This is a genomic window from Labrenzia sp. 011, assembly GCF_003075075.1.
Classification (GTDB): Bacteria; Pseudomonadota; Alphaproteobacteria; order Rhizobiales; family Stappiaceae; genus Roseibium.
On the sequence record NZ_QCYM01000024.1, the window covers coordinates 21,040 to 44,901 of the forward strand.

A 23,862-nucleotide genomic window follows, 5' to 3' on the forward strand; every position below is an offset into this window, starting at 1 on the left:
GTGCCGGGATATTGCCGGTGTGCGCGAGATGTCTATGGAAGACCTCCGCTCCCCGGACCCCAGATCGACAGATGCAAAGATTATCGGACGATGAAACAATCCGCGCCGCCGCTTCAACAAGACCAGATCCGGGAGATCCCCCTGAACAAGCTGGCCTTCGTCGCCAGCGACACGGAGGAAGCCCGCACGGCGCTTGAAAGCCTGACCCGCCGCTACGGCAACTTTCCTGTCGATGAAGCCGATGCCATCGTCGCCCTGGGCGGTGACGGGCTGATGCTGCAGACGCTGCACGCCCATATGGACTCCGGCAAGCCGATCTACGGGATGAACCGGGGGTCGGTCGGCTTCCTGATGAACGAATACCGGGAAGACAATCTGAAGGAGCGGCTGGCCAAGGCGGATATCACCACCATCCGCCCGCTTGAAATGACGGCAGTCGACGTGGACGGCATCACGCGAAATGCGCTCGCGATCAATGAAGTCTCGCTCCTGCGCCAGACGTCCCAGGCCGCTCGCCTGAGAATTTCCGTCGACGGCCGGGTCAGGCTGGAAGAACTGGTCTGTGACGGCTGTATCGTCGCCACCCCTGCCGGAAGCACGGCCTATAATCTCTCCGCGCACGGCCCTATCCTGCCGATTACGGCGCATCTGCTCGCACTGACCCCGATCAGCGCCTTTCGCCCGCGGCGCTGGCGCGGGGCGTTGTTGCCGAATCTTGCCAAGGTCGACATTGAAATCCTCGATCCGGGAAAACGGCCGGTGAGCGCTTCGGCCGACCACCGGGAAATCCGGTCCGTCACCCATGTCGCGATCGAGGAATCGACCCGCCTCGAAGGGCTGATCATGTTCGATTCCGATCACGGCTGGGACGAGCGCATCCTGACGGAAATGTTCCGCTACTGATCATGGGCGCCATGTTCGTCCGGGAACAAAGGCTCTGACAAAAGCCGCTGCGGCAACATCCTGTTAAGTATGATTGACGATACTCGACCCCTCGGGAGCGTTTCCGGCGTCTCCCCCTCCAGTCAAAGCGGATGAGGACGAAATCCGACATGGCCGACACCGCCAAGGATCAGACCTGCGAAATCCTGTCGCCGCCAAGCGATCTGCGCAGCAAGGTGCGTGAACTGACGCCCCGCGAAAGCAGGAAGTTCGACCCGGTGAAGGCCGCCGAGGACGCCCTGCACCGCCTCTCGCAGAATTTCGGCACCTGGATGGACAACGAGACCCGGGACCTGACCCGTGCCTGGGAAATCGTGCAAAGCGAAGGCCTGTCGGAAGAAACCCTGGCAACCCTGTTCCAGGCAGCACACAACATCAAGGGTCAGGCCCTCACGCTCGGCTTTCCCCTTGTCGGGGAAGTCGCCGCCAGTTTCTGCCACCTGATCGAAACCGTCCCCTCGCCGTCCGCCCTGCCCCTGGATCTCACCGAACGCTATGTGGAAGCCATTCGGGCGATGGTCAAGGAAGGCGCAAAGGACGACGCCAACAGGACCGGCGTCCAACTGCTGGAAACCCTGAGAGCCGTGACCGGCGATTTCCTGGCACAGTTTCCGCCCGAACCTGACGACATGTGATCTTCGCCGCCCTGCGGATGTTGCCGGGCCTGCCCACAAGCCAGTCGTAATTTCCGATTGACGCCGCCGCTGACGCGCGGTGACGCGGACCCAGGGCGAAGCCGACGTCAAAACCGCCGCCCTTCAAGCAAACCGGCTCATGACAACGCCCCGGTGGGAAGACCCCACGGGTCGGGACGCCGGAGCCTGCCTGTCCATGCGGCGAAAAATCTGCCCGTGGAGGGACAAGAGCGTGTTGCGTCGAACTGAAGAAAGAAAATCGCCCCAGCACATCTGCAATGCAAAAGGCGTCAGGCCGCCGTCGTCAGCAGTCCGCTGTTCTTGAGCAACAGACGCGCTTCCAGGCGGGCCACGTCGATGGCAAACCGGCGCAGGAACGCCGTGACATCCTCATCCGCGCCCAGGGCGCCGTCCTGCATTTCCGCCAGCAGGGTTTCCGTCAGCATCCTGGCTTCATCGAGAGCCAGATCATAGGTGAAGTCCGCATCGGCCTGCCGGGCGATATCGATGGCCAGCAGGAAGGCCTGATGCGCCCTGATAGGCAGACCGGCCTTGCGCAGCATCGCCTGAAGGGCGGAACGCCGGACCGCGATCAGCAGGCTGCGCAGGCGCGGCAGCGGCACCTGGCCCAGATTGGCGAGAGCCGCCGCGAAAAACCGCAGGCGGCCGCAGCACACGGCGCGCAGCAGCAGACGTGTGGTCAGCTTGCCCCTGACCCGCAGATGTTCGACAAAATCCGTCAGATCCTCTTCACTCGCCTCCAGGGCCAGACGCAGGACCACCTTGTCTTCGGCATCGATCAGGAAGGTGTCTCTCTGGTGCTCGGGAACCCGTTCCAGAACAAGCGGGTGATCGTCCAGGCTTTCCGCCAGCCGCATGAGCAGCTCATAGCGGGTCGGCAGCGGAAGATCCCGCGTCTTCAGGAGCGCGTCGCAAATGTCGGGACGGTGTTCGAACCGTTGCGCCAGACGCAGCAGCGAGGACTGCAGTACCTGCGCACTGGAATTGCGCAACAGCGTCCTGCAGGCAATTTCACTGCCAACCTCGCAAACCGCGGCGCAGACGGACGCGGGCAGTCCGACCCGTTCGGCAATGGCGCATTGCACGGCATCGCTGCCTTCAGCGAAGAGATCCACCAGTTCGGCGTCGGAGAGAATCGGCGAGAATTTGAGGACAGGAACCGCCACTTCGTCGACGTCGCCGGCAAGACAGCGCACGACATGACCCGGCGCATGCGGACTGCCGGCAAGGACCTTCGCAATCGCCTTGCGCACGCCGCGGCTCGGATCATCGAGAAGAATTGTCAAGGCCGCAACCATGCTGCTCCAGTCCCTGCTACCGGGTTCGGCTGCCAGACAGTGCTGCGCGAATTCCCGCGCGGCCCGGATGTCCAGCGTGCATTCATCTTCGTTATTCAGCTGCAGAATGTCGTGTACGGTCATGGCGGTAAAACAATCTTCCCAAGTGTCGGATCCTATCCTGACATCAAAGGCTTAACGATCGGTTCACCATAATTTTCACAAGGGTGCCGGATCCCGGGGATCAGGCCGGCGGCAGCAGATCCTTCTGTTCCTCTTCCGCCTTCTGGCGCAGGAAACGCGTGAGATCCAGCGGGCCACCCTGATCGGCAAGGGCCAGTTCCTGGGCCGCTACCTGGTTGGAGGCGCCGGAAAGTGCCCCGAAAAGAGCCACTTCGTCGACAGCGGCAAAAGCGGAAGCAAACCGTGGATTGACCTCGGCCTGCGTGGATCCGTTGTCGTTGCGGAACAGCGCCTCGAAGGGATTGACGGTTTTGGCCGCCTGAAAAGCCGACACGACACGGGTGGTGGCAGCATCAACACTCCCGCCGTTTATGGAGGCCACACCCCGATCCTGTGACACAGTCTCGCCACGGGGTGCCCCGGCCCGCTCCTCCTGCAGGAAAACGGCGCTTGCCGCAGTGCCCGTGGATTGATCGGACCGGGTTTCCGGAAGCTCCAGGCGTGCCTGCGCGAATTCTGGCATCTTGCGTCCGGAAAGCGCCGCTGCAGCAGCGTCGGCCGTCTGCGCGGACGCCGAAGGTTTGCCGCGCATGGCGAAAGCGGCTGCCGGATCGCCGGCCAGATGGTCGAATGAATTCCGGTCGACGCCGGGAGCCCCGTCCCCGGGCTTGGCGTTCGGCAGCTGGGCCACGCCGGTCAGCGCGCCGGAGGTGCGAAGGTTCTTCTTGCCGCTGACTTCCGCGATCATCGTGACCGCGTCGTGCTTGGAGACGATGACGTCATAGACTTCCTGCATCGACCGGGCATTGCCGTTGCGATGATAGAAGATCGGCTTGTTCGCCCTGGCCTGGGCGGAGAACATGCTGTCGGCGCGCACGTCCGGATTGGCGGCCGTGGTTTCAATCAGCTTGCTGGCCCCGTGCGCCCCGAGGAAATGCGCCATATAGAGCTCGCCGTCCGTCGGTTCGCGGCCGATCCTCTGCTCAAGGTAATTGGCATTCTTCTGCGTCAACGCTCCCGCCATCATGGACGAGATCTCCGGATCCTTGCGCAGATCCAGGATCTCGCGCCGCATCTGGGGATCGCTGACGTAAAACCGGCCGTTCTTGCTCTGCTTTATCTCGTCGGAATATTTGCCCAGACCGTGTTTCGGTCCGGCTTCCTTCATTGTCTCCAGCCATGTCGATTCAATGAACTGGAACAGCCCGGTCGCGCTCGAGGTCTTGGCCTTGGCTGCCGGATCGAACGAGGATTCCCGTGCAGCCGTCTTCACCAGGTAGTCGAACGACGTACCTGTTGAACTACTTGCAGACTGAAACGCTAGCTCGATCCGAGACGCGATCGAGGTGGTGTCAGCTATCAGCATGACCCTGTCTCCTCGACGGAACTAAATTATGGTTTCGTTAACCTTAGTGCTCACTTCACGCCCAAAAGGTTAACAATACCTTAACAGCACACAGATGATGGACAGGGCAACTACGGCAGCATGTTTTTTACTTGAACCTGCGCAGTTTTACGCATGCAATCCGCCGGATTTGTGGACACGAAAGACAATCCGAACCTTTTCTTGGGAAAAACATTCCGGCAAACAGATCGTCCGCGCCGGCGAAATACCGACGGTTACGGTGAGTCGGCCCCTCTCGAAGACAAAAGACACCGGCGTCTTCTTCGGATCAATCGTACTGCGCAGAAAAATTTCCGCAGGGTAAGGGAAAGACTCTTTCGCCGGTTACACCTTCGGCCGGTCCATCTGAAAGACCTCGGTAACGACCGCATAGTCCATGTAGCCAAGGCGCGACAGCGGCTTGTAGCGGGTGACATCCACACAACCGTCGACGATGACATCGTCGTCGATATGAACACCGACCACCTGGCCCAGAACCATGTAGCTGTCGGTTTCCACCCCATCGAGCCCCTTCAGACGCACCGTCTGCAGATGCTTGCATTCGAGCGCCGTCACCGCTTTCGCCACCCGGGGGGCCTTGACCATCCGCGAAGGCGTCATCTCCAGACCGGTCAGATCGAACTCGGAAGTTTCGTGCGGCACGGCGGCGGAGGAGATATTCATCTGGTCCCTCAGGTCCCAGCTCGCCATGTTGCAGACGAATTCCCCGGTCGCGTCGACATTCGCGACGCTGTCCTTGTAGCCGGTGGAGGAAAACAGCACGATCGGCGGGCGGTCGCACACGCAATTGAAGAAGCTGTAGGGCGCCAGGTTGGCACGCCCTTCCCCGTCCACCGTGGAGATCCAGCCGACGGGCCGCGGAGCGACAATCGCCTTGAACGGATTGTGGGGAAGCCCGTGATCGTTCTTTTCCGTTTCATAAAACATTGGCTACTCGGTCTCCGTCCAATTGGTGATCAAATCCGCAAGCTCGGGGCGCGGACGTTCGAAAGGCGGCTGGGTCGGCGTGCCGATCTGAATGAATCCGGCGAAACGCTCTCCCGGACGGGCGCCGAGATAGCGGGCGGCCTCGTCGTCCAGGCAATACCATTCGCTCAGCCATTGCGACACGAAACCGGCTGCGGCAGCGGCCGTGACGAGATTCATGCATACGGCGCCCGCGGAAAGCTGCTGTTCCCAGAGGGGAATCTTCGGGTGTTCCGACGCGGTGCTGATAACGCCGACCACGAGCGGCGCCCTTGTAAAGCGGGTCAATTCCTTTTCGCGCTGGTCCGGTTCCAGCGGGCCGTTCCTGCGCTCGCACAGCGCTGCAAGCCAGGCCCCGATCCGTTTCCCCTGCTCCGCCCGATACAGAACGAAACGCCAGGGCGCCAGCTTGCCGTGATCGGGCACGCGCGCGGCGATAGTGAGTATTTCCCTGATCTGCGCCTCGTCCGGCCCCGGCCCGGTCATGGTAACCGAGGGATGGGAGCGCCGTTTACGCAGGAATTCGAGAGTTTCCGGCGAACCGGAATGGAAACTCGGCATGAACGTGTCCTGTACAGATAGTCGCATGTGCAACTATCCCCCTAATTGATTGCCCATATTTGTCAACTTTTACCGCAAGGGCAGGCAAGACGGTTTTGCCTTCCCGGCCCCGGTCCTTGTCACAGGGGACGGAAGACGAAGTCCGCTACATGTCACACTGATCGCCCAATTGAAACGGCAGCCCTGGCGGCATTGCTCGCATTGTCTTGAATTTGCCCGATTTTCAGTCCCAATAGGGAAAAAGGTCTCTCGACTCAAAAGACGGCTTTTCCTGTCGGAGAAAAATGATAATGAAGTGGGCATGTTGAACGCAGGATCTGTTTCAATCCGGAGATTTTTCGCAAGTCGCATCATCAGGAGCGTGGCGCTTCCGCTGATGCTTTGCGCCTCGGTGCTGTCCGGCTACGGCCTTTCTGCCCGGGCCCAGTCTCCAGAGCTGCCGCCTCCCCCCGCGGTCAAACCGGATCCAGACGCGCCTTCCGCACTCCCCGAAGAACCGATCATAAATCTGCTCGACCGGGAACCGGAGCCTCTCTTTTCCGATACCCTCGTTCCCTATGCTCCGGCGCGCTCCGCCACAACGGGCATCTCCGAAGGCCTTGATCAGGGCGCCCTCTATCTGATGGCGAAACTCACCCCGGACAGCCCGCCCCTCAACGACGGCCTGATCTGGCGCATCTACTCCGAGACAACCAATGCGGACGGTCGGCTGCAACTGGTCGCGACGTCCCACGGTGGTGATGCGGAATTCCGGCTCGATCCGGGAACCTATCTCGTCCATACCGCCTACGGCTTTGCCCAGGCGACAAACCGGATCATGATCGGCAAGGAAGTCCAGTCCAAGATGCTGACCCTCAATGCGGGTGGCATCAAGTTCGGCGCCGCGCTCAAGGACGGCGAGGATCTGGATGACCCCACCGTGGTCTTCGACATCTACGGCAGGGAATTTGACGAGCGCGGCGAACGCGACCTGATCGCCAGCAATGTCAAACCTGGTTCCATTGTCCGGTTGGCCGCCGATACCTATCATGTGGTCAGCCGCTACGGCAACGTGAACGCCGTCGTGCGCGCTGACATTCAGGTCCTTCCGGGGAAGCTGACGGAAGCGACCATCTTCCACAAGGCCGCGGATATCACCCTGAAGCTGGTCAACGAACGCGGCGGCGAAGCCATCGCCAACACCACCTGGTCCGTCCTGAGCCCCGGCGGCGACATCGTGGTGGAAGCCACCGGCGCCTTCCCGGATTTCGTGCTGGCCGAGGGGGAATACGAAGCGGTCGCCCGCAACAACGGCCGCACCTACATGCACACCTTCGAAGTCGCACCGGGTGACGACCGCGAAGTCGAGGTCGTCACCAGCATGGCCGAACTGGCTGACCAGCAAGAGACCGTATCAAGCAACTGACGGCCCGGCGCCTCGGCGCTGACAGCGGAGGCTGCCACGTCTCGCGTTCCGTCCAGGCGGCTTCAAGGTTTCATGAATTCAGTTCAATGCAACAGGCTGTGGAACTACAGGCGCCGGGCAAGCACGCGGTGTGCCTGTGTCGCCGGCTCCATTTCCATGACCTTGGTCTGCAGGAAATCCATGATTTCCTTCTGGTCGCCGAGCCCTTCCAGGGTTTCGAACGGGATCGGCTGACCGGCGCGGGCGGTCATCACCGAACCGATGATGCGGCGGAATTCACGCACCAGCAACGACAGGCGCAGGGTCAGCGAATATTTGCTCACCAGATGGAACAGCCAGGAATTCTGCCCGTCGAAATAGAGCGGCAGAACCGTCGCCCGTGAGGAGCGGATCATCTTTGCCGTGAAGGTCTTCCAGGGCAGTTCCTGCGCGCGGCCGAACGGTTTGGCAGCCGTGGCGACGCCGCCCCCCGGGAACACGATGATCGTCGTGCCTTCCTTCAGAAGCCGCAAAGCCTCCTTGCGGGTCTGCATGTTGGTTTTCAGCGCTTCCTTGGTTTCCTCGAAATCCACGGGAAGCGAAAACGGCCGCACCTCCGGCACTTTCAGAAGCTCGTTGTTGATCAGGATCTTGAACGGCCGGTCGAGTTTCTCTGCCAGCGCCAGGAGCGCCAGGCCATCGCCGATGCCATAGGGATGATTCGCGATCAGCACCAGCGGACCTTCGGGCAGGTTCTGCGGCGGCCACTCGCCACCGGCGACGGAGACATTCAGATTGATCAGTCCGAGAAGATCGTTCCAGATGTATTCCGACGTGCCGACCATGGTGTCTTTCCACACCTCGTAAAGGTCAACAAGCTTTCCTCGCCCGGAAAGACCTTCAATCGCCCGGATGGTCCAGCGCTTGAGCGGCGGATGTTCGGGGTTTGCGTAACTGAATTCGGTGTGGTGCACGGTGGTCGTCTTGAACCTGGTTTCATTCTGGCAAATTTGGAACCCAATACCAGACAGAGTGTATCACGAATATGACAACAGGACACGGCAGATCGGCTTGCCTCATGCGGAGCGGGATGCCCTTGAAAAAGGGCATCCCTCAATCTGCGGTTTTCCCGCCGACAGGAAAAGAGGCTAGCGCAGGTCCGGCGGCAGAGCCTCCTCGACAAAGGCCGCCACGGCGTCATCGAGCCCCATGGAGGTCTGGTCCTTGGAGCCGAGACGGCGGACATTCACCGTCCGCTCCTCCGCCTCGCGCATGCCGCAGACCACGATCACCGGAACCTTGGCGAGCGAATGTTCCCGGACCTTGTAGTTGATCTTCTCGTTGCGGAAGTCGGTCTCCACTTTCAGGCCTTTCGACTTCAGAAGATCGGCGACTTCCTGACCGTAGGAATCGGCTTCGGAAGTGATGGTCGCCACGACGATCTGTAACGGTGCGAACCACAGCGGGAAATGGCCGGCGTAGTTCTCGATCAGGATCCCGAGAAACCGCTCCATCGAGCCGCAGATCGCCCGGTGGATCATCACCGGCGTCTTCTTCTCGCCGTCGCTGTCCACATAGAAGGCACCGAACCGCTCCGGCAGGTTGAAATCGACCTGGGTCGTTCCGCACTGCCACTCGCGGCCGATCGCATCCCGCAGCGTATACTCGAACTTCGGGCCGTAGAACGCCCCCTCACCCGGAAGAATGTCGGTCTTCACCCGTCCTTCCGACTGGGCCTCGATCTGTTTCAGAACCTCGCCCATGACCTCTTCGGCATGATCCCACATCTCGTCGGTGCCGACACGCTTGTCCGGACGCGTCGACAGTTTGACGACGATCTCCTCGAAACCGAAGTCCTTGTAGACCGACAGGATCAGGTCGTTTATCTTCAGGCACTCGTCCGCAAGCTGCTCCTCGGTACAGAACACATGCGCATCGTCCTGGGTGAAGCCGCGCACGCGCATCAGGCCGTGCAACGCCCCGGAAGGCTCATACCTGTGCACCACACCGAACTCCGCGAGCCGCATCGGCAGATCGCGGTAGCTCTTCAGTCCGTGCTTGAAGATCTGGACATGTCCGGGGCAGTTCATCGGCTTCAGCGCGAAGACACGATCGTCCTCGGCCTCCGGATCGGCGCATTGCACGGAGAACATGTTCTCCTTGTACCAGCCCCAGTGACCGGAGGTCTCCCAAAGCGAGGTATGCAGGATCTGCGGCGCGTTCACTTCCTTGTAGGTGTCTCTCAGGATCCGGCGCTTGTAGGCGATGAGGTTCTGGAACATGTCCCAACCGTTCGGATGCCAGAAGACGACACCCGGTCCCTCTTCCTGGAAGTGGAAGAGATCCATTTCCCGGCCGAGCTTGCGGTGGTCGCGCTTTTCCGCTTCCTCCAGCATGTGAAGGTAGGCCTTCAGTTCCTTTTCATTATGCCACGCCGTCGCATAGATACGCGTCAGCATCTCGTTGTCGGAATCGCCGCGCCAGTAGGCGCCGGCAACCTTCATCAGCTTGAACGCATCGCCGATCTGCCGGGTGGAAACCATATGCGGACCGCGGCACAGATCGAGCCACTGGCCCTGTTTGTAGATCTTGAGTTCCTGATCCTCGGGAATGGCGTCGACAAGCTCAACCTTGTAGGTCTCGCCCTTGGACGCGAAATAGCGCTTGGCTTCCTCGCGGGACCAGATTTCCTTGGTGAACTGCGCACCGCGCGCGATGATTTCGCGCATCTTCTTTTCGATGACCGGCAGCTCTTCGGGCGTGAACGGCCAGTCGTCGCCGCTGTCCGGATGCACACGCTTGAAATCGTAGTAGAAACCGTTCTCGATCACCGGTCCGATGGTGACCTGGGTACCGGGCCACAATTCCTGAACCGCTTCGGCCATCACATGGGCCGCATCGTGGCGGATCAGCTCCAGCGCGCGCGGATCGTCGCGGGTGACGATCTCGATCTTGTGGCTGGTGTCGATCGGATCGGTGAGATCTCTCAGCTCCCCGTCCAGTGTCATCGCCACGGCCTTCTTGGCCAGCGACTTGGATATGCCTTCGGCGACCGCCAGGCCGGTAATGCCTGCTTCGTAGTCGCGCACGGAATTGTCGGGGAAAGTCAGTTGGATCATTTTTTTCTCCTGCTCACTCCTGCAGACAAGGCAGGTAAGCTGTTCTAAGAACTTGCAACGGGTCGGGAATACGGGATTCAGAATAACCCGGCAACCTTTTCCGAAGGTTTCCTTACGTTTTATATCGGCAGCCCGTCACCTGACTTCAAGTCGGCGGACGAACCAGCGGATTAGCCGCTCCCAGACCGTATCCCTTTCCGCAAGATCCTCGACGCCGTGCTCGAGATTGGGGTTGTCGTTGATTTCTATGACCACGACCCGGTCATCGATCAGCTTCAGGTCCACGCCGTAAAACCCGTCGCCGATCAGCCGGGCGGCCCGCACGGCAAGCTCGACGACGGCCGGCGGGGCCTCGGCCAGGGAGACGGTCAGGAAGCCGCCCTCCACCGATTTCTTTCCCGCTTCGTGACGCACGATCTGCCAGTGCTTCTTGGCCATCTTGTACTGGCAGGCAAACAGCGGTTCACCGTCGAGCACGCCAATGCGCCAGTCGAAATCGGTCGGACAGTACTCCTGGGCCAGGAGAATGGCGCTCTCCTGAAAGAGTTCCTTCAGCTTCGCTCCGATCTGTTCGTTCCCGGCAACCCGGAAGACGCCGCGGCTGAAGGAACCGTCAGGGATCTTGAGTACCACCGGCGTTCCGAGCCGGTCCTCCAGATCCCCCGCATCTCTCATGGACGACAGCACGATCGTCTTCGGCGTGGCAATGCCGTTGCTGTTCAGTAGTTCCGTCAGATAGACCTTGTTGGTGCAGCGGATCATCGACACCGGATCGTCGACGACGGGCATGCCTTCCTGGACCGCCCGGCGGGCAAAGCGATAGGTGTGATTGTCGATGTTGGTGGTCTCGCGAATGAACAGCGCGTCGAATTGCGCCAGCCTGTCGAGATCTCCCCTGCCGATCGGCACCACCTCGACACCCTGACGTGCAGCGACTTTCGCCATGTGCCTGAGCGAGGCCTGGCTGGAGGGCGGCAATTCCTCCTTCGGGTCGGACAGGACCGCCAGCGAGTATTTCATCACCGCGCGCTGCTTCGGGGCCCGCCATGGCCGCGTCGTATAGCTGTCGACGGCAGCCAGAAACAGCTGCCGTTCCGGCGGAGCAAGATCATTCACTGCAAGCACGCGGATCCGCCTGATGCTGCGCCATTCTCCCGGCTCCACCACGACTTCCAGAACCGGCGCGCGAAACCAGTCGAACAGCAGACGGGCGAAACGATCCAGAAGCGGGACGCCGGTCTGGCCGAGGTGGACCAGCAACCGTCCGACCCCATCGGCCTCCTGCGCCGCCATCTTGCGCAGGCACCTGTTCAGCTTGTCTTCCAGTTCCGGCAGGGCATGCTGGTAGAGCTGCTTGCGTGACAGTTCGATCATCGTTTCGACGGCCGGCACGACCCGGTGCTGACGGGCTTCCGCCAGGAGGGAAGCGTAATATCCGGCGCCCTGATAGGCATAGGAGCGCGACAGGTTCAGGATCGACGGATTGGAACCGGCAAACAGCTTCGGATGCATGAGATATTCACGCACCGTCATGACCTTGTGCGGTGTTTCCGCGTTGGAAACATCCTTGAGATGGTCGACCAGAATGACCCAGGAGGACATGGGGTCAGGGTTCCTTTCGTATGAGTATCTGCGCACGAACACCGTCGCGGCCCCAGCGGGCCATGCGGTCGAATTCGGCAAAGGGAACGGGAAGATTGGCGGCATCCGCCGGACTTTCGTGGCGTTCATGCCCGAGCCAGGGATCGTGCAGGATCAGATGCCGGTCGTCCGCGTCATGGACCAGCACCCAGTGCGGGGTTTTCTCGCCGAACATCCGGTATCCCGAGATCAGCACGATCGCCATCGCCCCGCCGGAGACCCGTTCCGCAAGAGCCGGGGCGTCCAGCGGGTGACCGGACCGCGCCACTCCGAGCATTTGCGCTTCCGCCCGGTAGCCTTCCTGCACCAGGATCAGCACCTTGCGCTTTTCCGGATCGCGAACGGAACTCACGAACAGCGGCCCGTCGGGGGACAGGCGGACTTCCGCCGACAGTCCACGGCGCGCAAGCGCGTTGGCAAGGCCGAAGGGACCGCAGCCGCCATGGCCGGCGGCAAGATAGATCGTCGTCGCCTCACGCCACAAGGTAAGTTCCTGCAACGGGCCGGTGGGAAACGTCCCGTCGAAATGCCGGATCGCCATCAGCGCGCAGGCAGGACCGCAGGTGAAATCGGTGGTCTGCGAATAATAAGGCGCCCTGCCGGAACCGAGATCCGGCCCGTGAAGAAGCCTTTCCATCCGAAGAGCCGCGCAGCCGTCCTCATAGTAGTTTGCAACCCGCCCCAGCACCCGGTAGCCGCTGGCCTCGTAAAGACCGAGAGCGGCCCGGTTGTCGGCGCGCACCTCGAGCCGCAGGACGATCCTGTCGGCCTCGAAGGCGGCTGCTTCCGCCGCCTTCAGCAGCGCCGCGCCCACGCCCTGTCCCCGATGCCCGGTGTCCAGTGCCAGCGAATAAAGCCGTGCAAGCGCTGTTCCGCAGCGCAAAAGCAGCAACGCATAGCCGTACACGCCCGCGTCCCCGCAGGCGACCAGTATCCGTGCTCCCGGACTGTCCAGAAACCTGCGGAAACTGCGCCTTGAGATCCGGTCTGACGAAAAGGCGTCGTTTTCGATATGAAGAAGCGCGGCAAGATCGTCCGAAACGGCCGCACGGATCTGGATATCCCCGGTTCCGGCCCGGGGCAGAGCCTTGTTCATGGCGTCCTGATAGACCCCAATCGCCCGGTGTGCCGCGCCCGGTGTCCATCCATGATTGGCAACGGTCCGGGAGGGCGCTGCAGTCAGCGTTTCATCTCACCCGCAACCTGTCGGCGGCTCTTGCCGAATACACCCGATTTCACGCTCTGTCTTTCGATTTTCGCGTTGCCTCGAAAAATTTTCACCGGCATCCGCACAGGCCAGATGAGGAGGCGCGCTTCGTTCGTCGCGGGTCGGCCAGATCATCGCGACATGGAAGCCGCATTCGGTCATATCCATTCCACCTTTCGGTCGATGGAAAGAGCACGGCACCAGCTTTCCGATACATCGACATTTTACCGAGGAATTGGGCTTCTCCGGCTTCGGGGCAAGGACCCGCCTCAGTCGAGCCGGTGTTCTTCCGCGATATGGCTGCCCGTCCAGCGGCCATAGCGCCAGGGCCTCCACCACCGGGCGTTTTCCGGCAAGGTCTCCGGCACCGGATCGAAGCCCGAGGCGCCCCAGGGATTGCACCTGAGGATCCGCGCCAGCCCGATCCAGCCACCTGTCCAGAAACCGAACCTGCGGATGGCCTGCTCGGTATAGTCCGAGCAGGTCGGCGCGTAGCGGCAGCCGCGCCCCATGAAGAGCGACAGGGAATGACGGTAGATCCAGATCAGCGAGATTGCCGCACGCCCCGCGATGGAGAGCGGCCTGCCGTGCGCCGAGCCGGGTTTCGGGGATGGACACATGATGTCGAATTGCGGGCCCTGCCGGCGTCAGGCTGCGGCGCCGCCCTCTTTCCGTTTCGCCTCGATCTGATCGAGCGCATCCACAACGGCGTCGAAGGTCAGCAGGGTGGAAGCGTGTCTGGCCTTGTACTCGCGCACCGGCTCGAGAAACTTGAGGTCGGCGAAACGCCCCTCTGGCGGGGAGCCGCCCTCCTTCAGCATCGCACGCATGGTGTCGCGCAGCTCACGCAATTCCCCGGCGGTCGCGCCGACGATATTCTGCGCCATGATGGAGGAGGATGCCTGACCGAGGGCGCAGGCCTTCACGTCATGCGCGAAATCCGTCACCACACCGTCCGACAGGCAAAGATCGACGAGGACGGTCGAGCCGCACAGCTTGGAATGCGCCTTCGCGGTTGCGTCAGGATGCTCCAGACGGCCGATCCGCGGAATATTTCCGGCGAATTCCAGTATCCTGGCATTGTAGATATCGTCGAGCATTCTCGCCTCTTCGTGAAAGCCTGTGATACGCGACACATTGATGGCGCACATCTTTCATATATATAGATCAGACGCCACGGCAAATTCGCAAGGGGCTGAGTGGTCGCAGCCGGTGATTGCAGGAGACGCATACGTGCTTGCACCCGCCCCGCGCCACCCGGAAACTGCGCCTTGGCTTATGGACGAAGTGTGATAAGGATCCGCGGCCTGAAAACCCGATCTTTATGATTGGATGTCATGATCTGTGCACAAACGAGCGCCGTATGACGAGTGACGAAGGTAATATTGCGAGGATTTCCATGGACGCCGTCCTCAAGCCGGTTGCGAAACCGATCGAACGGAAGTCACCTGATCAGCTGCAGCGCCCGAGCCGGGAAGAGGCGGAGGCCGCCGTGCGGACGATCCTGGCCTGGACCGGAGACGATCCGGACCGCGAAGGCCTTGTTGAGACGCCCAAGCGGGTCGTCAAGGCACTGAGCCAGCTCTACGGCGGGTATTTCGAGGATCCTGCCGAACATCTCGAGCGGACTTTCGAGGATGTCGGCGGCTACCGGGACATCGTCGTCGTCCGCGGGATTCCGTTCAATTCCCACTGCGAACACCACATGCTGCCCTTCATCGGCGAGGCGCATATCGCCTATTATCCGGCCGAAGGCGTCGTCGGCCTGTCCAAGCTTGCCCGTGTTGTCGATATCTATGCCAAGCGCCTGCAGACTCAGGAGAACTTGACGGCGCAGATCTCTTCCGTCATTGACGACGCGCTGGCACCGCGCGGCCTTGCAGTGATGCTGGAAGCAGAGCATCAGTGCATGACCATGCGCGGCGTCCAAAAACCGGGGGTCTCCACGATCACCACCCAATTCACCGGCGTTTTCCAGGACGATCCGGCCGAGCAGGCCAAATTCATGACCCTGGTACGCGGCAAGGGCGCCTGATACCACCGCCCTTGCGCCAGGAATTCAGGCAAGGGCTGTTTTTCATGCAAAATTCCCGACTGTCAGACCGCGGCGAAAACGATGCCGTGGAAAACGGCGACCTTCTCATGCCCAAATTCGATGCCGACGGTCTGATTGCCGCCGTCGTGACCGATGTGGCCTCCGGAGAGGTCCTCATGGTCGGCTACATGAACGCCGAGGCGTTGCAGCGGACTGTCGAGACCGGTGAAGCCTGGTATTGGAGCCGGTCGCGGCAACAATACTGGAAGAAGGGCGAAACATCCGGTCAGGTCCAGAAGGTGCATGAAATCCTCACCGACTGCGATCAGGATGCCCTGGTTCTCAAGGTCTCCGTGGCCGGGAATGGCGCCACCTGTCACGTCGGCTACAGAAGCTGCTTCTACCGCAAGATCGTCAAGCCGGAAACCGGTCCCCTGCGCCTGGAAAACATCGAGGCCGGCAAGGTCTACGATCCGCAGGACGTTTACGGAAAAAAATAGCGCAGGTATCTGCGAAAACACGATGCCCCGGCAGGACCGCACGATTCGGCAGGTCCTGCCGGGCGACTGTTCAGGCCATCGTGATGTAGCTGCGCATCTGCTCGGCTTCGAGTTCGACCTGCGCGATCTTGAACTTCACCACGTCGCCGATGGAGATCACGCCGGTCAGCTTGCCGTCCTTGACCACGGGCATGTGCCTGAACCGGCCCTGGGTCATCCGCGCCATCACCTCGTTGACACTGTTTTCTTCCGTACAGGTCATGACTTCCCTGGTCATGACACTGGAAACAGGATGCTTCAGCGCCGATTCGCCCTGGTTTCCCAACACACGGACGATGTCGCGTTCGGACACGATGCCGTCAATGGCCTCCGGGCCATCGCAGACAACGACGGCGCCGATCTTGTGTTTTGCCAGGGTTTTACAAACTTCGCTCAACGGCACATCACCGGAAACAGTGATTGTGTCGTGGCCTTTTCCACTCAAGATTGCGGCAACGGTCATTTTTGCACCTCTCCCATGGCATCAACCGGCCCGCTTTTCACGGGGGGTTCGCTCATCATGGCAAAAAAAACCGGTCACGCAAACCGTTGAGGTGGCCGCCCCGTTAAAAACGACGTCGGGGAACCGGGTCCAGAAGAGGGAAAAGGGCAAGGCCGGCGACAAATCCGCCGATATGCGCCTGCCAGGCAACGCTGGCCGGCTGGCCTGCAACCGGACCGCTCATCAGGCCGAAGAAAAGGTTCAGGCCGAACCATACGGCCACGAACACCAGGACCTGCCGGTTCTGCAAGCAGTCGGCCAGCGGCTGGGCGGGTACGGAATAGGCCGCATGATCGGACCGCCGGATGGCACCCAGGGGACCACCGAGTTCGAAAACGAAGCGGATGGCCGCCGCCATCTGGCCGGAAACCGCGGCCGAAGCCCCGATCATCGGCGCGGTCTCGCCCCAGTTCGTCGCCAGATGCGCGGCGGCCCCGCCGACCGAACACAGGGCGGAGAAGACCAGAAAGCGCATGGCTCCGAACCGTCGGGCGACGGCGCTGCCGAAGATCGCCATCCAGAGCAGGTTGAAGATGATGTGCGTGGCACCGCCATGAAGCAGGCTGTAGGTCACCGTTCCCCAGAGGCTCGATGCCATGTCCAGCGGGGTCAGATGCAGGAAAGCGGCATATTTCGCCGGCCAGAAGGCAAACAGATAGATGATCCAGTTGTCCCAGCTCTCCGGCAGAGCGTAGGAACGCAGCAGATGGATGGCGATCATCGCCCCTCCCAGCCAGACAATGACATCGGGAAGATTGAACACAGGCGGTGCGACAGGCGGCCGAGCCTCCTTTTCCTGCCGGGCCTGCTCCCTCCGGGCGCGCTCTTCGTCGAATTTGTAGACGTTCATGTACCCTGTGCCTTTGACTGTTTGTCTTCCGGGTGAACCTGCTTTCGCGTCCCCATAGTGACAGCAGAAAGGTTGATCGATCTTGAAGTGACGATGGGTAACTTGTCCATATTCATCCAATTGCGGCATTTCAAGAACAGCAAAGCGAAGCGCCGGCCACCCGAAGGATGACCGGCGCTGCCCCCCTGCCCCCCTGGATCGGCCGCGTCCCCACACGTCCGGTCAAGGCAGTCGTTCACGGATTCTCCGGCGCCTGTTTTCCCCGGCGGACCTTACGGCCATTCATTCCGGTTCGCAGCCTGGAAAACGGCAAGGTCCTCCCACCCGCAACTCATTGTGAACAGAACCTTAAGCTGCCAGCGGACACGACACGAAACAACCTTTACCCGATTTTAACCTTAACAGAGCCACCCGGAGCGGCGGAAAACCGCGACCTGCAGAGTTGGCACACCACCTGCTTAGCTTCAGCCAGAAACCAACAGGGAAGCATATTCGTCCCGTTTTGAAACAGACAGTGTCTTGAGACGGAACAGCGGACGAAAGAATGGCGAAGAGGCGAAACAAGATGAAACACGGCGTAACGCAAACTCTTTATTCCTACTGGGACAATCTGCGCGGCGCCCGTCCCGCTCCAAACCGCAGTGAAGTCGATCCGGGCGAAATTCGCGGCCTTCTCGGAGACACGTTCATCCTGGAGGTCAACGATCCGCAGGATGTCCGCTATCGCCTCGCCGGCACCCGGCTGTGCTCGGCACATTGCCGGGAGCTGAAGGGCCGCGATTTCCTGCGCGGCTGGAGCACCAAGGACCGGGAAGCTCTCGAAAGCCTGATCGCCGCCATAACGGAAGACGCAGCGGTGGCGGTCATCGGCGTGAACGGCCAGACGGAACGTGGCCAGGTCCTGCAGATGGAAATGCTGCTGGTACCGCTCAACGTTCCCGGCGAAGGGCGCATCCGCATTCTGGGCAGCTGCACCCCGATGGAGAAACCCTACTGGATCGGTCTCCATCCGATTCTCAGCCAGTCGATCAGCAGCCTGCGTCTCGTCTGGCCCGATGAACGTCCCTATTTCATGGAGGCGCGGACAACCGTCAATCCGATCCTCCCGCGCTTTACCGCGGAGGGCATGACCATGCCGACACCGCCGCTTCCGAGAGGCGCCGAAAAGAAGGTTGGACACCTGACGGTCTATTCCGGCGGCAAGGCCTGACATCTGACACGAACCGATGCGGCACCGCCGGACCGGCCTTGCGGATCGGCGGCACCCGATTCAGGCCGCGCAGACCTGCCCGATTCGAGTCACGTCGAACAGGTTGCATTTTGGAAAGATTCAATTTCAACAGGTTATTTCAACCCTTCATTCCACCTTCCCTGCGTTTTGCCACCCGAACGCGAAATTAATGCCCCGTGAGGCTGGACCTGAGCGGCGTGTAAGCTAAACTCTTACACATCGTTAACCTCAACTGCCTAAAGTGCTTAAGGTAAATACCGGGATTCTTCCCGGCGGGAGGCAGTGCGGTTTCCGCACGGTATTGGATAGACAGGCATGGGCGCCGGATTGGCAACAGCACCTGAGGGAAGCAGATCGCTTCAAGTCACTGATCGTCGGCGACATCAACGGGTTCAGGTCAATATTCTGGGCCGGTTCATGCTTGAAGACCGGCGTGAATATCCCTGCCAGGTTATCGACATGTCCCCCGGCGGAATGGCAATGATCACTCCCGTCGTCGGCCGCGTCGGCGAACGCGTGGTTGCCTATCTCGACCATCTCAGCCGTGTTGAAGGGCAGATCTCACGCCTGATCGAAGGCGGTTTCGCCGTTCAGCTGCGCAACACGGCACGCAAGCGCGACAAGATCGCCAATGTCCTGACGTGGCTCGCCAACAGGGACGTGCTCAATCTTCCCGAAGACCGCCGTCATGACCGCTTCGTACCGAAGAACCCCATGACCCGGATGATCCTGCCGGACGGCTCCCAGCACATGTGCCGGGTCATTGACGTTTCCCTGTCCGGAGCAGCCATCGCGACCGACATCATACCGCAAACGGGCGACAGTATCACTCTGGGCAAGATGCGTGCCCGCGTTGTCCGTCCCATCGAGGGCGGCATCGCGGTGGAATTTGCCCCGGTTCAGAACCGCGATCTTCTGGAACAGCATATCACCTCCACCGGAGACAGCTGATCCGGGTCCCGGCGGCGATTGCGCGCCGCCGGCTGCCGCACCACTTTCCAGGTGAAAGCATCTCCAGCCGCCTGCCTTGCGGCCATCAGCGTCTTCCTTTCCCCTGCGCTCCGATTTTTTTTCGCCCGAACAGATAAAAGTTTTCGCGACCGTTACGCCGCAAAACCCGCGTCTGCGCGTAAAAAACGCTGCGTAAACCAGGCGGAACCTCCCCCCCTGTTTCCGGGTCGAAATTCAATGAATCTCCAAGATTTCAGATACTTATCGAGGATACATACAATTTTACTAAAATTTGGCGACAATTTATCTAAAACAAACATCGAATTAAGATCATATTTGAGTAAAACTCGCCTACAATTATATTATTGTTTTACGACCCGGATTTCACTCAAGTAAAATTCAGTAATGCATCGTTGCGTCAGCCTTGGGGAGGGCGTAGCGATGAATTTACTTCGAAATATCTTGTTGGCATGCGCCATAGTGTTACCGGCAGCCGTAGCGGCAGGAACCGCCGCCAGTGCAGATCCGGGCCGTTTCATGGAAATGAACACCGTGGTGAAGGCCCCCATCGGTCACAAGCAGTTCTGCCGAGACAACGCCTGGGCCTGCCCGGATGAGCAAACCGAGCCTGTCGTGGTGCGCCTGGATGAGGCACGCTGGCAGGAACTTATCGACATCAATGCCGAGGTCAACCGGCGTGTCCGGCCCATGACCGACGAGGATCTCTTCGGCGTGGCCGAACGCTGGACCTATCCGGTCGAGGGTTACGGCGATTGCGAGGAATATGTGCTGGAAAAACAGCGCATCCTGGAGGAAGCCGGCTGGCCCAGGAGCGCGCTTCTGATCACCGTTGCCAAGGACGTCAAGAACTCGGGACATGCGGTCCTGACCGTCAGGACGGACCATGGTGACGTGATCCTCGACAACCAGATCGAGGCGGTTCTGCCATGGTATTCGACGCCTTACCGCTACATCAAACGCCAGTCGGCCAGTTCCCCCGTGATCTGGACCGGTATTTCCGACACCCGTGTCACGACGGTCAGCAGCGTATCGAATTAAGGCCGACACCGGCCTCAACAGGATAGGGATTGGTTCGGTTCGCCGAACCTCTTGGACGATCCGGTCGCGTCCCCACCCTCCCCATCCCTACCACGACCGGATCCAGGAAACCGGCCTGCTCCCCCGCTGGCCGGTTTCCGCTTTTTTCCGATAGTGGCAGACCGTTCAGGTCTCGCTCAGTCCGGCCTTGAAGCGCCGCCAGTTGCGGACATAGCCTGCGGCCGACTTGCGCAAACCATCGATAGCCTCTTCGTCCAGCGTCCGTATGACCCTGCCCGGCATGCCGACCACCAGCGAATTGTCGGGAATGATCTTGCCTTCCCCCACCAGGGCATTGGCGCCGACGATGCAGTTTTCACCGATCACCGCACCGTTGAGGATGGTCGCTCCCATACCGACGAGAGAATTGTCCCCGATCGTGCAGCCGTGAAGAATGGCCTTGTGGCCTATGGTGCAGTCCGTACCGATGGTCAGCGGAAATCCCAAATCGGTATGGAAGACACATCCGTCCTGCACATTCGAGCGGCGGCCGACCGTGATGGGCTCGTTGTCGCCGCGCAGGATCGCCCCGAACCAGACACTCGCCTCCTCCAGCAACCGGATATCCCCGATCAGGGTGGCGGTCGGCGCGATCCAGAAGTCGCCGTTATCGGGAAAGGCAGGCCTGCGGCCGTCAAGTGCGAAAACCGGCATGGGACCTCACGAATAGCCGACCAGAATCAGGGCGACATTCAACACCATGATACCGGAACACATGCTCCACATCCCGGCAATGGTCGAGGAGGCGACAAGCCAGCCGAGGGGCCTGTTTTCAATCCGGCGCCCGCGAATGGCATTGCGCATGATGATGAACGGTCCAGCGAAAATACACATCATGACGCCTGTCAGGAACGCCATGACACCCTCTCCGGTGAAATTGAACCGCGGCGGCTCCTTGGTGACAAGCTGATAGAGGCTGCCAAGCACGCCCGCGGCTACGAACCCGGCGCATGCAATGTATCCAACGAGAAGTAGATCGAATAACACGCCCGTTAACCTCCTGTTAACCCATTCATCCGGAAAGTGATTAAGAAATCCTAAAGGGTCAAGAGCAAAGACTGTGCCGGAAGGGCAAATGGGCGTAATTCCCGAAAAATGGCCGTTCCTGCCGGAAACGGATGCATCCCTCTCCGGGACGTGTGTTCCGTTTCAGGACAGGGTGTCCCGAAACCGTGCAATGTCCGTATCGGAGATTGACCGGTGATCCCTCTGTCGCTCCCCGCGCCGATCGGGGCTCAAACCCGTCGTTTCACATATCTGGCAGTGGCCATCTGCATTCTGGGCACGGCGCATATTGCGGCCCGGGTCAGCCACTGGTCGACAGTCTGGCAGGACCATGCGGCTGCGCGCTCCGGCGACGCCCCGGTCTCCCTGACGGTCGGCGACGTGCGGTTCCGCTTTCCGCCGGACTATCGCGTCAGCGCCCACCGCCAGTCGCCCCGAGAGGCCGGCCGGTTCGACTTCCTGCGCCTGGCCATGGTCTGGCCCGGCCTAGACGGGGACCGGCTGCGATCCGCGGGCGACAGCGATCTGCCGCCCGCGGACAGCACCATCCAGATCGAGCTGGAACACAATCCGGGACGGGAAAATCTTCGCGCGCGGATCGACCCGTTCTACCGGCGTCTTGCCCGGGGCGGAGAACTTGACGGGCCGGACGGATTGAAGATTCTCAACCTGTCCTCGCGCGGCACATCACGCACCGAGCTGATCGTCTACGATCCGTCGGCGCAAAACGGCTTCATTGCCCGCTGCCTCAAGGCATCCCCGAAGGAAGAGCGCACGATGTGCAATCGCGCCCTCCTGCTGGCCTCCGGACTTGAGCTGCGTTACAGGTTCTCGCGAGAGCTGCTGCCGGACTGGCGGCAGCTGGACAATGCCATTCTTCGCAAAATCGACAGTTTCAGGGTCCCGTGAACGGGCACTCCCGGAGCGGAAGACGATTCGGGCCGCGGCGCTCACCTCATGAAAAAGGCGGCCCCTGGAAGGACCGCCTGATACCGCACCCCGGCTGTCGTCGCCCTGCCTCACTCCCATGGGCGTGAGGCGCCAGCAACCTTAATCGGTCGGGTTCAGCCTTCCAGATCGATTTCCAGAATCGCCATCTGGAAGTTCCAGCTGAGATCGTCGTCTTCATCGTCCCGGAAGATCACGCCGATAAATTCGTCACCGATATACACTTCCGCGGAGTCGTCCTTGATCGGACGGGCACGCACCTGAAGGCTGGCCAACTCGAACTTCGAGCGAAGGTAGGCTTCGATCTTGCGGATTTCATCGGGTTTCAAGGCGCTCTCCTAATGGTCTTCTATCTGCGTATTCCGGCGCGGACCCTACAAGACCGGATGGAAATGCCCAAGCGTTTCCACCGGCTATCCCCGTCTTCCTGCCGTCAGTCTGCCTGTCCCGCGTCTTCACCCAGAAGCTGGTTCATGCTGCGGGCCGGTTCCGCGCAGCCGGCCTTGCCGACGATCCTGGCCGGCACGCCCGCAACCGTGGTGTTCTCGGGAACGTCCGCCAGAACCACCGAACCGGAAGCGATCCGCGAGCAATGGCCGATCTCCAGATTGCCGAGCACCTTCGCACCGGCGCCAAGCAGGACCCCGTGGCGGATCTTCGGATGACGGTCGCCGCCCGCCTTGCCCGTCCCGCCGAGCGTCACGCCCTGCAGAATGGAAACATCGTCCTCGATCACCGCCGTACCACCGACCACGATGCCTGTGCCGTGGTCGATGAAAATGCCGCGCCCGACCGGCACGGCCGGGTGAATGTCGATCTGGAAGACCTCCGAGGCCCGGCTTTGCAGATAGAGGGCGAAATCCCGGCGGCCCTGCCGCCACAGCCAGTGAGCCAGCCGGTGCGTCTGCAGTCCGTGGAACCCCTTGAAGTAGAGAACCGGCTCCAGGTAGCGGAAGCAGGCGGGATCGCGGTCGAAAACCGCGACGATGTCCACACGGAAAATCTCCGCAAGCTCCGGTTCGTCCGCCAGCGCCTCCAGATAGGTCTGGCGGATCAGCGATGCCGAGACGATATCCCGGCCCAGCCGGTCTCCAAGCCGATGGACGACGGCCTCTTCCAGACTCTCGTGATTGAGAACGGTTTCATAGACGAAAGACGACAGGGCCGGTTCCGCGGCAACCATGTCCTGCGCCTCTTCCCGCAGCTTCTGCCAGACCGGATCATGGGTCGGAACTCGCTTCAGGTCGGACTTCCCGATTGGTGCCGACATGACCTGTCTCCTTTTCAAGCCGTCACGTTCAAGTCCCTAAAATAGGACTGTCGTCTGATTTTCCAAAATCAAACTTGCTGATATCAGATATG

At 60.8% G+C, this 23,862-nt stretch carries 25 protein-coding genes; 9 read left to right on the forward strand and 16 right to left on the reverse strand.

Annotated features, from left to right (window positions below):
* Positions 1-90: 90 nt before the first annotated feature.
* Positions 91-903, forward strand: a complete 813-nt coding sequence (locus DCO57_RS19415) for an NAD kinase (RefSeq protein ID WP_205756222.1) — start codon at positions 91-93, stop codon at positions 901-903.
* Between the two features lie 149 nt (positions 904-1,052).
* Positions 1,053-1,577, forward strand: coding sequence for an Hpt domain-containing protein (locus DCO57_RS19420; protein WP_116700609.1), 525 nt, complete (start codon positions 1,053-1,055; stop codon positions 1,575-1,577).
* Positions 1,578-1,867: 290 nt separating this feature from the next.
* Here DCO57_RS19420 and DCO57_RS19425 read toward each other — a convergent pair whose 3' ends face one another.
* The 4 genes from DCO57_RS19425 to DCO57_RS19440 all read right to left on the reverse strand — a co-directional run bounded on the left by DCO57_RS19425 (position 1,868) and on the right by DCO57_RS19440 (position 6,017).
* Complete coding sequence (locus tag DCO57_RS19425) at positions 1,868-3,019, reverse strand: DUF2336 domain-containing protein (protein ID WP_116700573.1); 1,152 nt, start codon at positions 3,017-3,019, stop codon at positions 1,868-1,870.
* Between the two features lie 100 nt (positions 3,020-3,119).
* The gene (locus DCO57_RS19430) at positions 3,120-4,424 is read right to left on the reverse strand and encodes a transglycosylase SLT domain-containing protein (RefSeq protein WP_116700574.1); all 1,305 of its coding nucleotides are present in this window, start codon (positions 4,422-4,424) and stop codon (positions 3,120-3,122) included.
* 363 nt (positions 4,425-4,787) lie between these two features.
* On the reverse strand, positions 4,788-5,390 hold the full coding sequence (locus DCO57_RS19435; RefSeq protein WP_116700575.1) for a flavin reductase family protein: 603 nt from the start codon (positions 5,388-5,390) through the stop codon (positions 4,788-4,790).
* 3 nt (positions 5,391-5,393) lie between these two features.
* Positions 5,394-6,017 carry a nitroreductase gene (locus tag DCO57_RS19440; RefSeq protein ID WP_347876557.1) on the reverse strand — a complete coding sequence of 208 codons (624 nt, stop codon included), beginning with the start codon at positions 6,015-6,017 and terminating at the stop codon, positions 5,394-5,396.
* Positions 6,018-6,351: 334 nt separating this feature from the next.
* Between DCO57_RS19440 and DCO57_RS19445 the strand changes: the two genes are divergently transcribed.
* A complete protein-coding gene (locus tag DCO57_RS19445; RefSeq protein ID WP_208978048.1) occupies positions 6,352-7,395 on the forward strand; it encodes a hypothetical protein in 1,044 nt (347 codons plus the stop codon).
* 104 nt (positions 7,396-7,499) lie between these two features.
* Here the strand turns inward: DCO57_RS19445 and DCO57_RS19450 are convergent, their stop codons facing one another.
* From DCO57_RS19450 to DCO57_RS19475, 6 genes are all read right to left on the reverse strand, one after another.
* Positions 7,500-8,348 (reverse strand): lysophospholipid acyltransferase family protein, encoded by an 849-nt coding sequence (locus tag DCO57_RS19450; protein ID WP_116700577.1) that lies wholly within the window; start codon positions 8,346-8,348, stop codon positions 7,500-7,502.
* A gap of 174 nt (positions 8,349-8,522) precedes the next feature.
* Positions 8,523-10,493, reverse strand: a complete 1,971-nt coding sequence (gene thrS / locus DCO57_RS19455; RefSeq protein WP_116700578.1) for a threonine--tRNA ligase — start codon at positions 10,491-10,493, stop codon at positions 8,523-8,525.
* Between the two features lie 135 nt (positions 10,494-10,628).
* The gene (locus tag DCO57_RS19460) at positions 10,629-12,095 is read right to left on the reverse strand and encodes a RimK family protein (protein WP_116700579.1); all 1,467 of its coding nucleotides are present in this window, start codon (positions 12,093-12,095) and stop codon (positions 10,629-10,631) included.
* Between the two features lie 4 nt (positions 12,096-12,099).
* Positions 12,100-13,230 (reverse strand): GNAT family N-acetyltransferase/peptidase C39 family protein, encoded by a 1,131-nt coding sequence (locus DCO57_RS19465; RefSeq protein ID WP_116700580.1) that lies wholly within the window; start codon positions 13,228-13,230, stop codon positions 12,100-12,102.
* A 380-nt stretch (positions 13,231-13,610) separates the two neighbouring features.
* Positions 13,611-13,961, reverse strand: coding sequence for a membrane protein insertion efficiency factor YidD (gene yidD / locus DCO57_RS19470; RefSeq protein WP_116700581.1), 351 nt, complete (start codon positions 13,959-13,961; stop codon positions 13,611-13,613).
* Positions 13,962-13,988: 27 nt separating this feature from the next.
* Entirely contained in the window at positions 13,989-14,441 is a 453-nt protein-coding gene (locus tag DCO57_RS19475; protein WP_116700611.1) for an iron-sulfur cluster assembly scaffold protein, read from the reverse strand.
* 299 nt (positions 14,442-14,740) lie between these two features.
* Here DCO57_RS19475 and folE point away from each other — a divergent pair, with 299 nt between their 5' ends.
* Both folE and hisI read left to right on the forward strand, forming a co-directional pair.
* Positions 14,741-15,376 carry a GTP cyclohydrolase I FolE gene (gene folE / locus DCO57_RS19480; RefSeq protein ID WP_116700612.1) on the forward strand — a complete coding sequence of 212 codons (636 nt, stop codon included), beginning with the start codon at positions 14,741-14,743 and terminating at the stop codon, positions 15,374-15,376.
* A gap of 44 nt (positions 15,377-15,420) precedes the next feature.
* Entirely contained in the window at positions 15,421-15,876 is a 456-nt protein-coding gene (hisI, locus tag DCO57_RS19485) for a phosphoribosyl-AMP cyclohydrolase (RefSeq protein ID WP_116700613.1), read from the forward strand.
* Positions 15,877-15,946: 70 nt separating this feature from the next.
* Here the strand turns inward: hisI and DCO57_RS19490 are convergent, their stop codons facing one another.
* On the reverse strand, positions 15,947-16,378 hold the full coding sequence (locus DCO57_RS19490; protein ID WP_116700582.1) for a CBS domain-containing protein: 432 nt from the start codon (positions 16,376-16,378) through the stop codon (positions 15,947-15,949).
* 103 nt (positions 16,379-16,481) lie between these two features.
* The gene (locus tag DCO57_RS19495; protein WP_116700583.1) at positions 16,482-17,267 is read right to left on the reverse strand and encodes a rhomboid family intramembrane serine protease; all 786 of its coding nucleotides are present in this window, start codon (positions 17,265-17,267) and stop codon (positions 16,482-16,484) included.
* Between the two features lie 544 nt (positions 17,268-17,811).
* Here DCO57_RS19495 and DCO57_RS19500 point away from each other — a divergent pair.
* The 3 genes from DCO57_RS19500 to DCO57_RS19510 all read left to right on the forward strand — a co-directional run bounded on the left by DCO57_RS19500 (position 17,812) and on the right by DCO57_RS19510 (position 20,508).
* Positions 17,812-18,477 (forward strand): PAS domain-containing protein, encoded by a 666-nt coding sequence (locus DCO57_RS19500; protein ID WP_116700584.1) that lies wholly within the window; start codon positions 17,812-17,814, stop codon positions 18,475-18,477.
* Between the two features lie 336 nt (positions 18,478-18,813).
* Positions 18,814-19,449, forward strand: coding sequence for a PilZ domain-containing protein (locus DCO57_RS19505; protein ID WP_116700585.1), 636 nt, complete (start codon positions 18,814-18,816; stop codon positions 19,447-19,449).
* Positions 19,450-19,986: 537 nt separating this feature from the next.
* On the forward strand, positions 19,987-20,508 hold the full coding sequence (locus DCO57_RS19510; RefSeq protein WP_208978049.1) for a transglutaminase-like cysteine peptidase: 522 nt from the start codon (positions 19,987-19,989) through the stop codon (positions 20,506-20,508).
* Positions 20,509-20,673: 165 nt separating this feature from the next.
* On the opposite strand, the gene DCO57_RS19515 is transcribed toward DCO57_RS19510, so the two are convergent.
* Together DCO57_RS19515 and DCO57_RS19520 are read right to left on the reverse strand one after the other, a co-directional pair.
* Positions 20,674-21,201, reverse strand: a complete 528-nt coding sequence (locus DCO57_RS19515; RefSeq protein ID WP_116700587.1) for a gamma carbonic anhydrase family protein — start codon at positions 21,199-21,201, stop codon at positions 20,674-20,676.
* Positions 21,202-21,207: 6 nt separating this feature from the next.
* Positions 21,208-21,534 (reverse strand): hypothetical protein, encoded by a 327-nt coding sequence (locus DCO57_RS19520; RefSeq protein ID WP_116700588.1) that lies wholly within the window; start codon positions 21,532-21,534, stop codon positions 21,208-21,210.
* A gap of 213 nt (positions 21,535-21,747) precedes the next feature.
* On the opposite strand from DCO57_RS19520, the gene DCO57_RS19525 reads away from it, so the two are divergent.
* Positions 21,748-22,461 (forward strand): hypothetical protein, encoded by a 714-nt coding sequence (locus tag DCO57_RS19525; RefSeq protein ID WP_133192713.1) that lies wholly within the window; start codon positions 21,748-21,750, stop codon positions 22,459-22,461.
* Positions 22,462-22,616: 155 nt separating this feature from the next.
* On the opposite strand, the gene DCO57_RS19530 is transcribed toward DCO57_RS19525, so the two are convergent.
* Together DCO57_RS19530 and cysE are read right to left on the reverse strand one after the other, a co-directional pair.
* On the reverse strand, positions 22,617-22,829 hold the full coding sequence (locus DCO57_RS19530) for a DUF3126 family protein (protein WP_116700590.1): 213 nt from the start codon (positions 22,827-22,829) through the stop codon (positions 22,617-22,619).
* Positions 22,830-22,933: 104 nt separating this feature from the next.
* Positions 22,934-23,770 carry a serine O-acetyltransferase gene (gene cysE / locus DCO57_RS19535; RefSeq protein WP_116700591.1) on the reverse strand — a complete coding sequence of 279 codons (837 nt, stop codon included), beginning with the start codon at positions 23,768-23,770 and terminating at the stop codon, positions 22,934-22,936.
* Positions 23,771-23,862 lie beyond the last annotated feature (92 nt).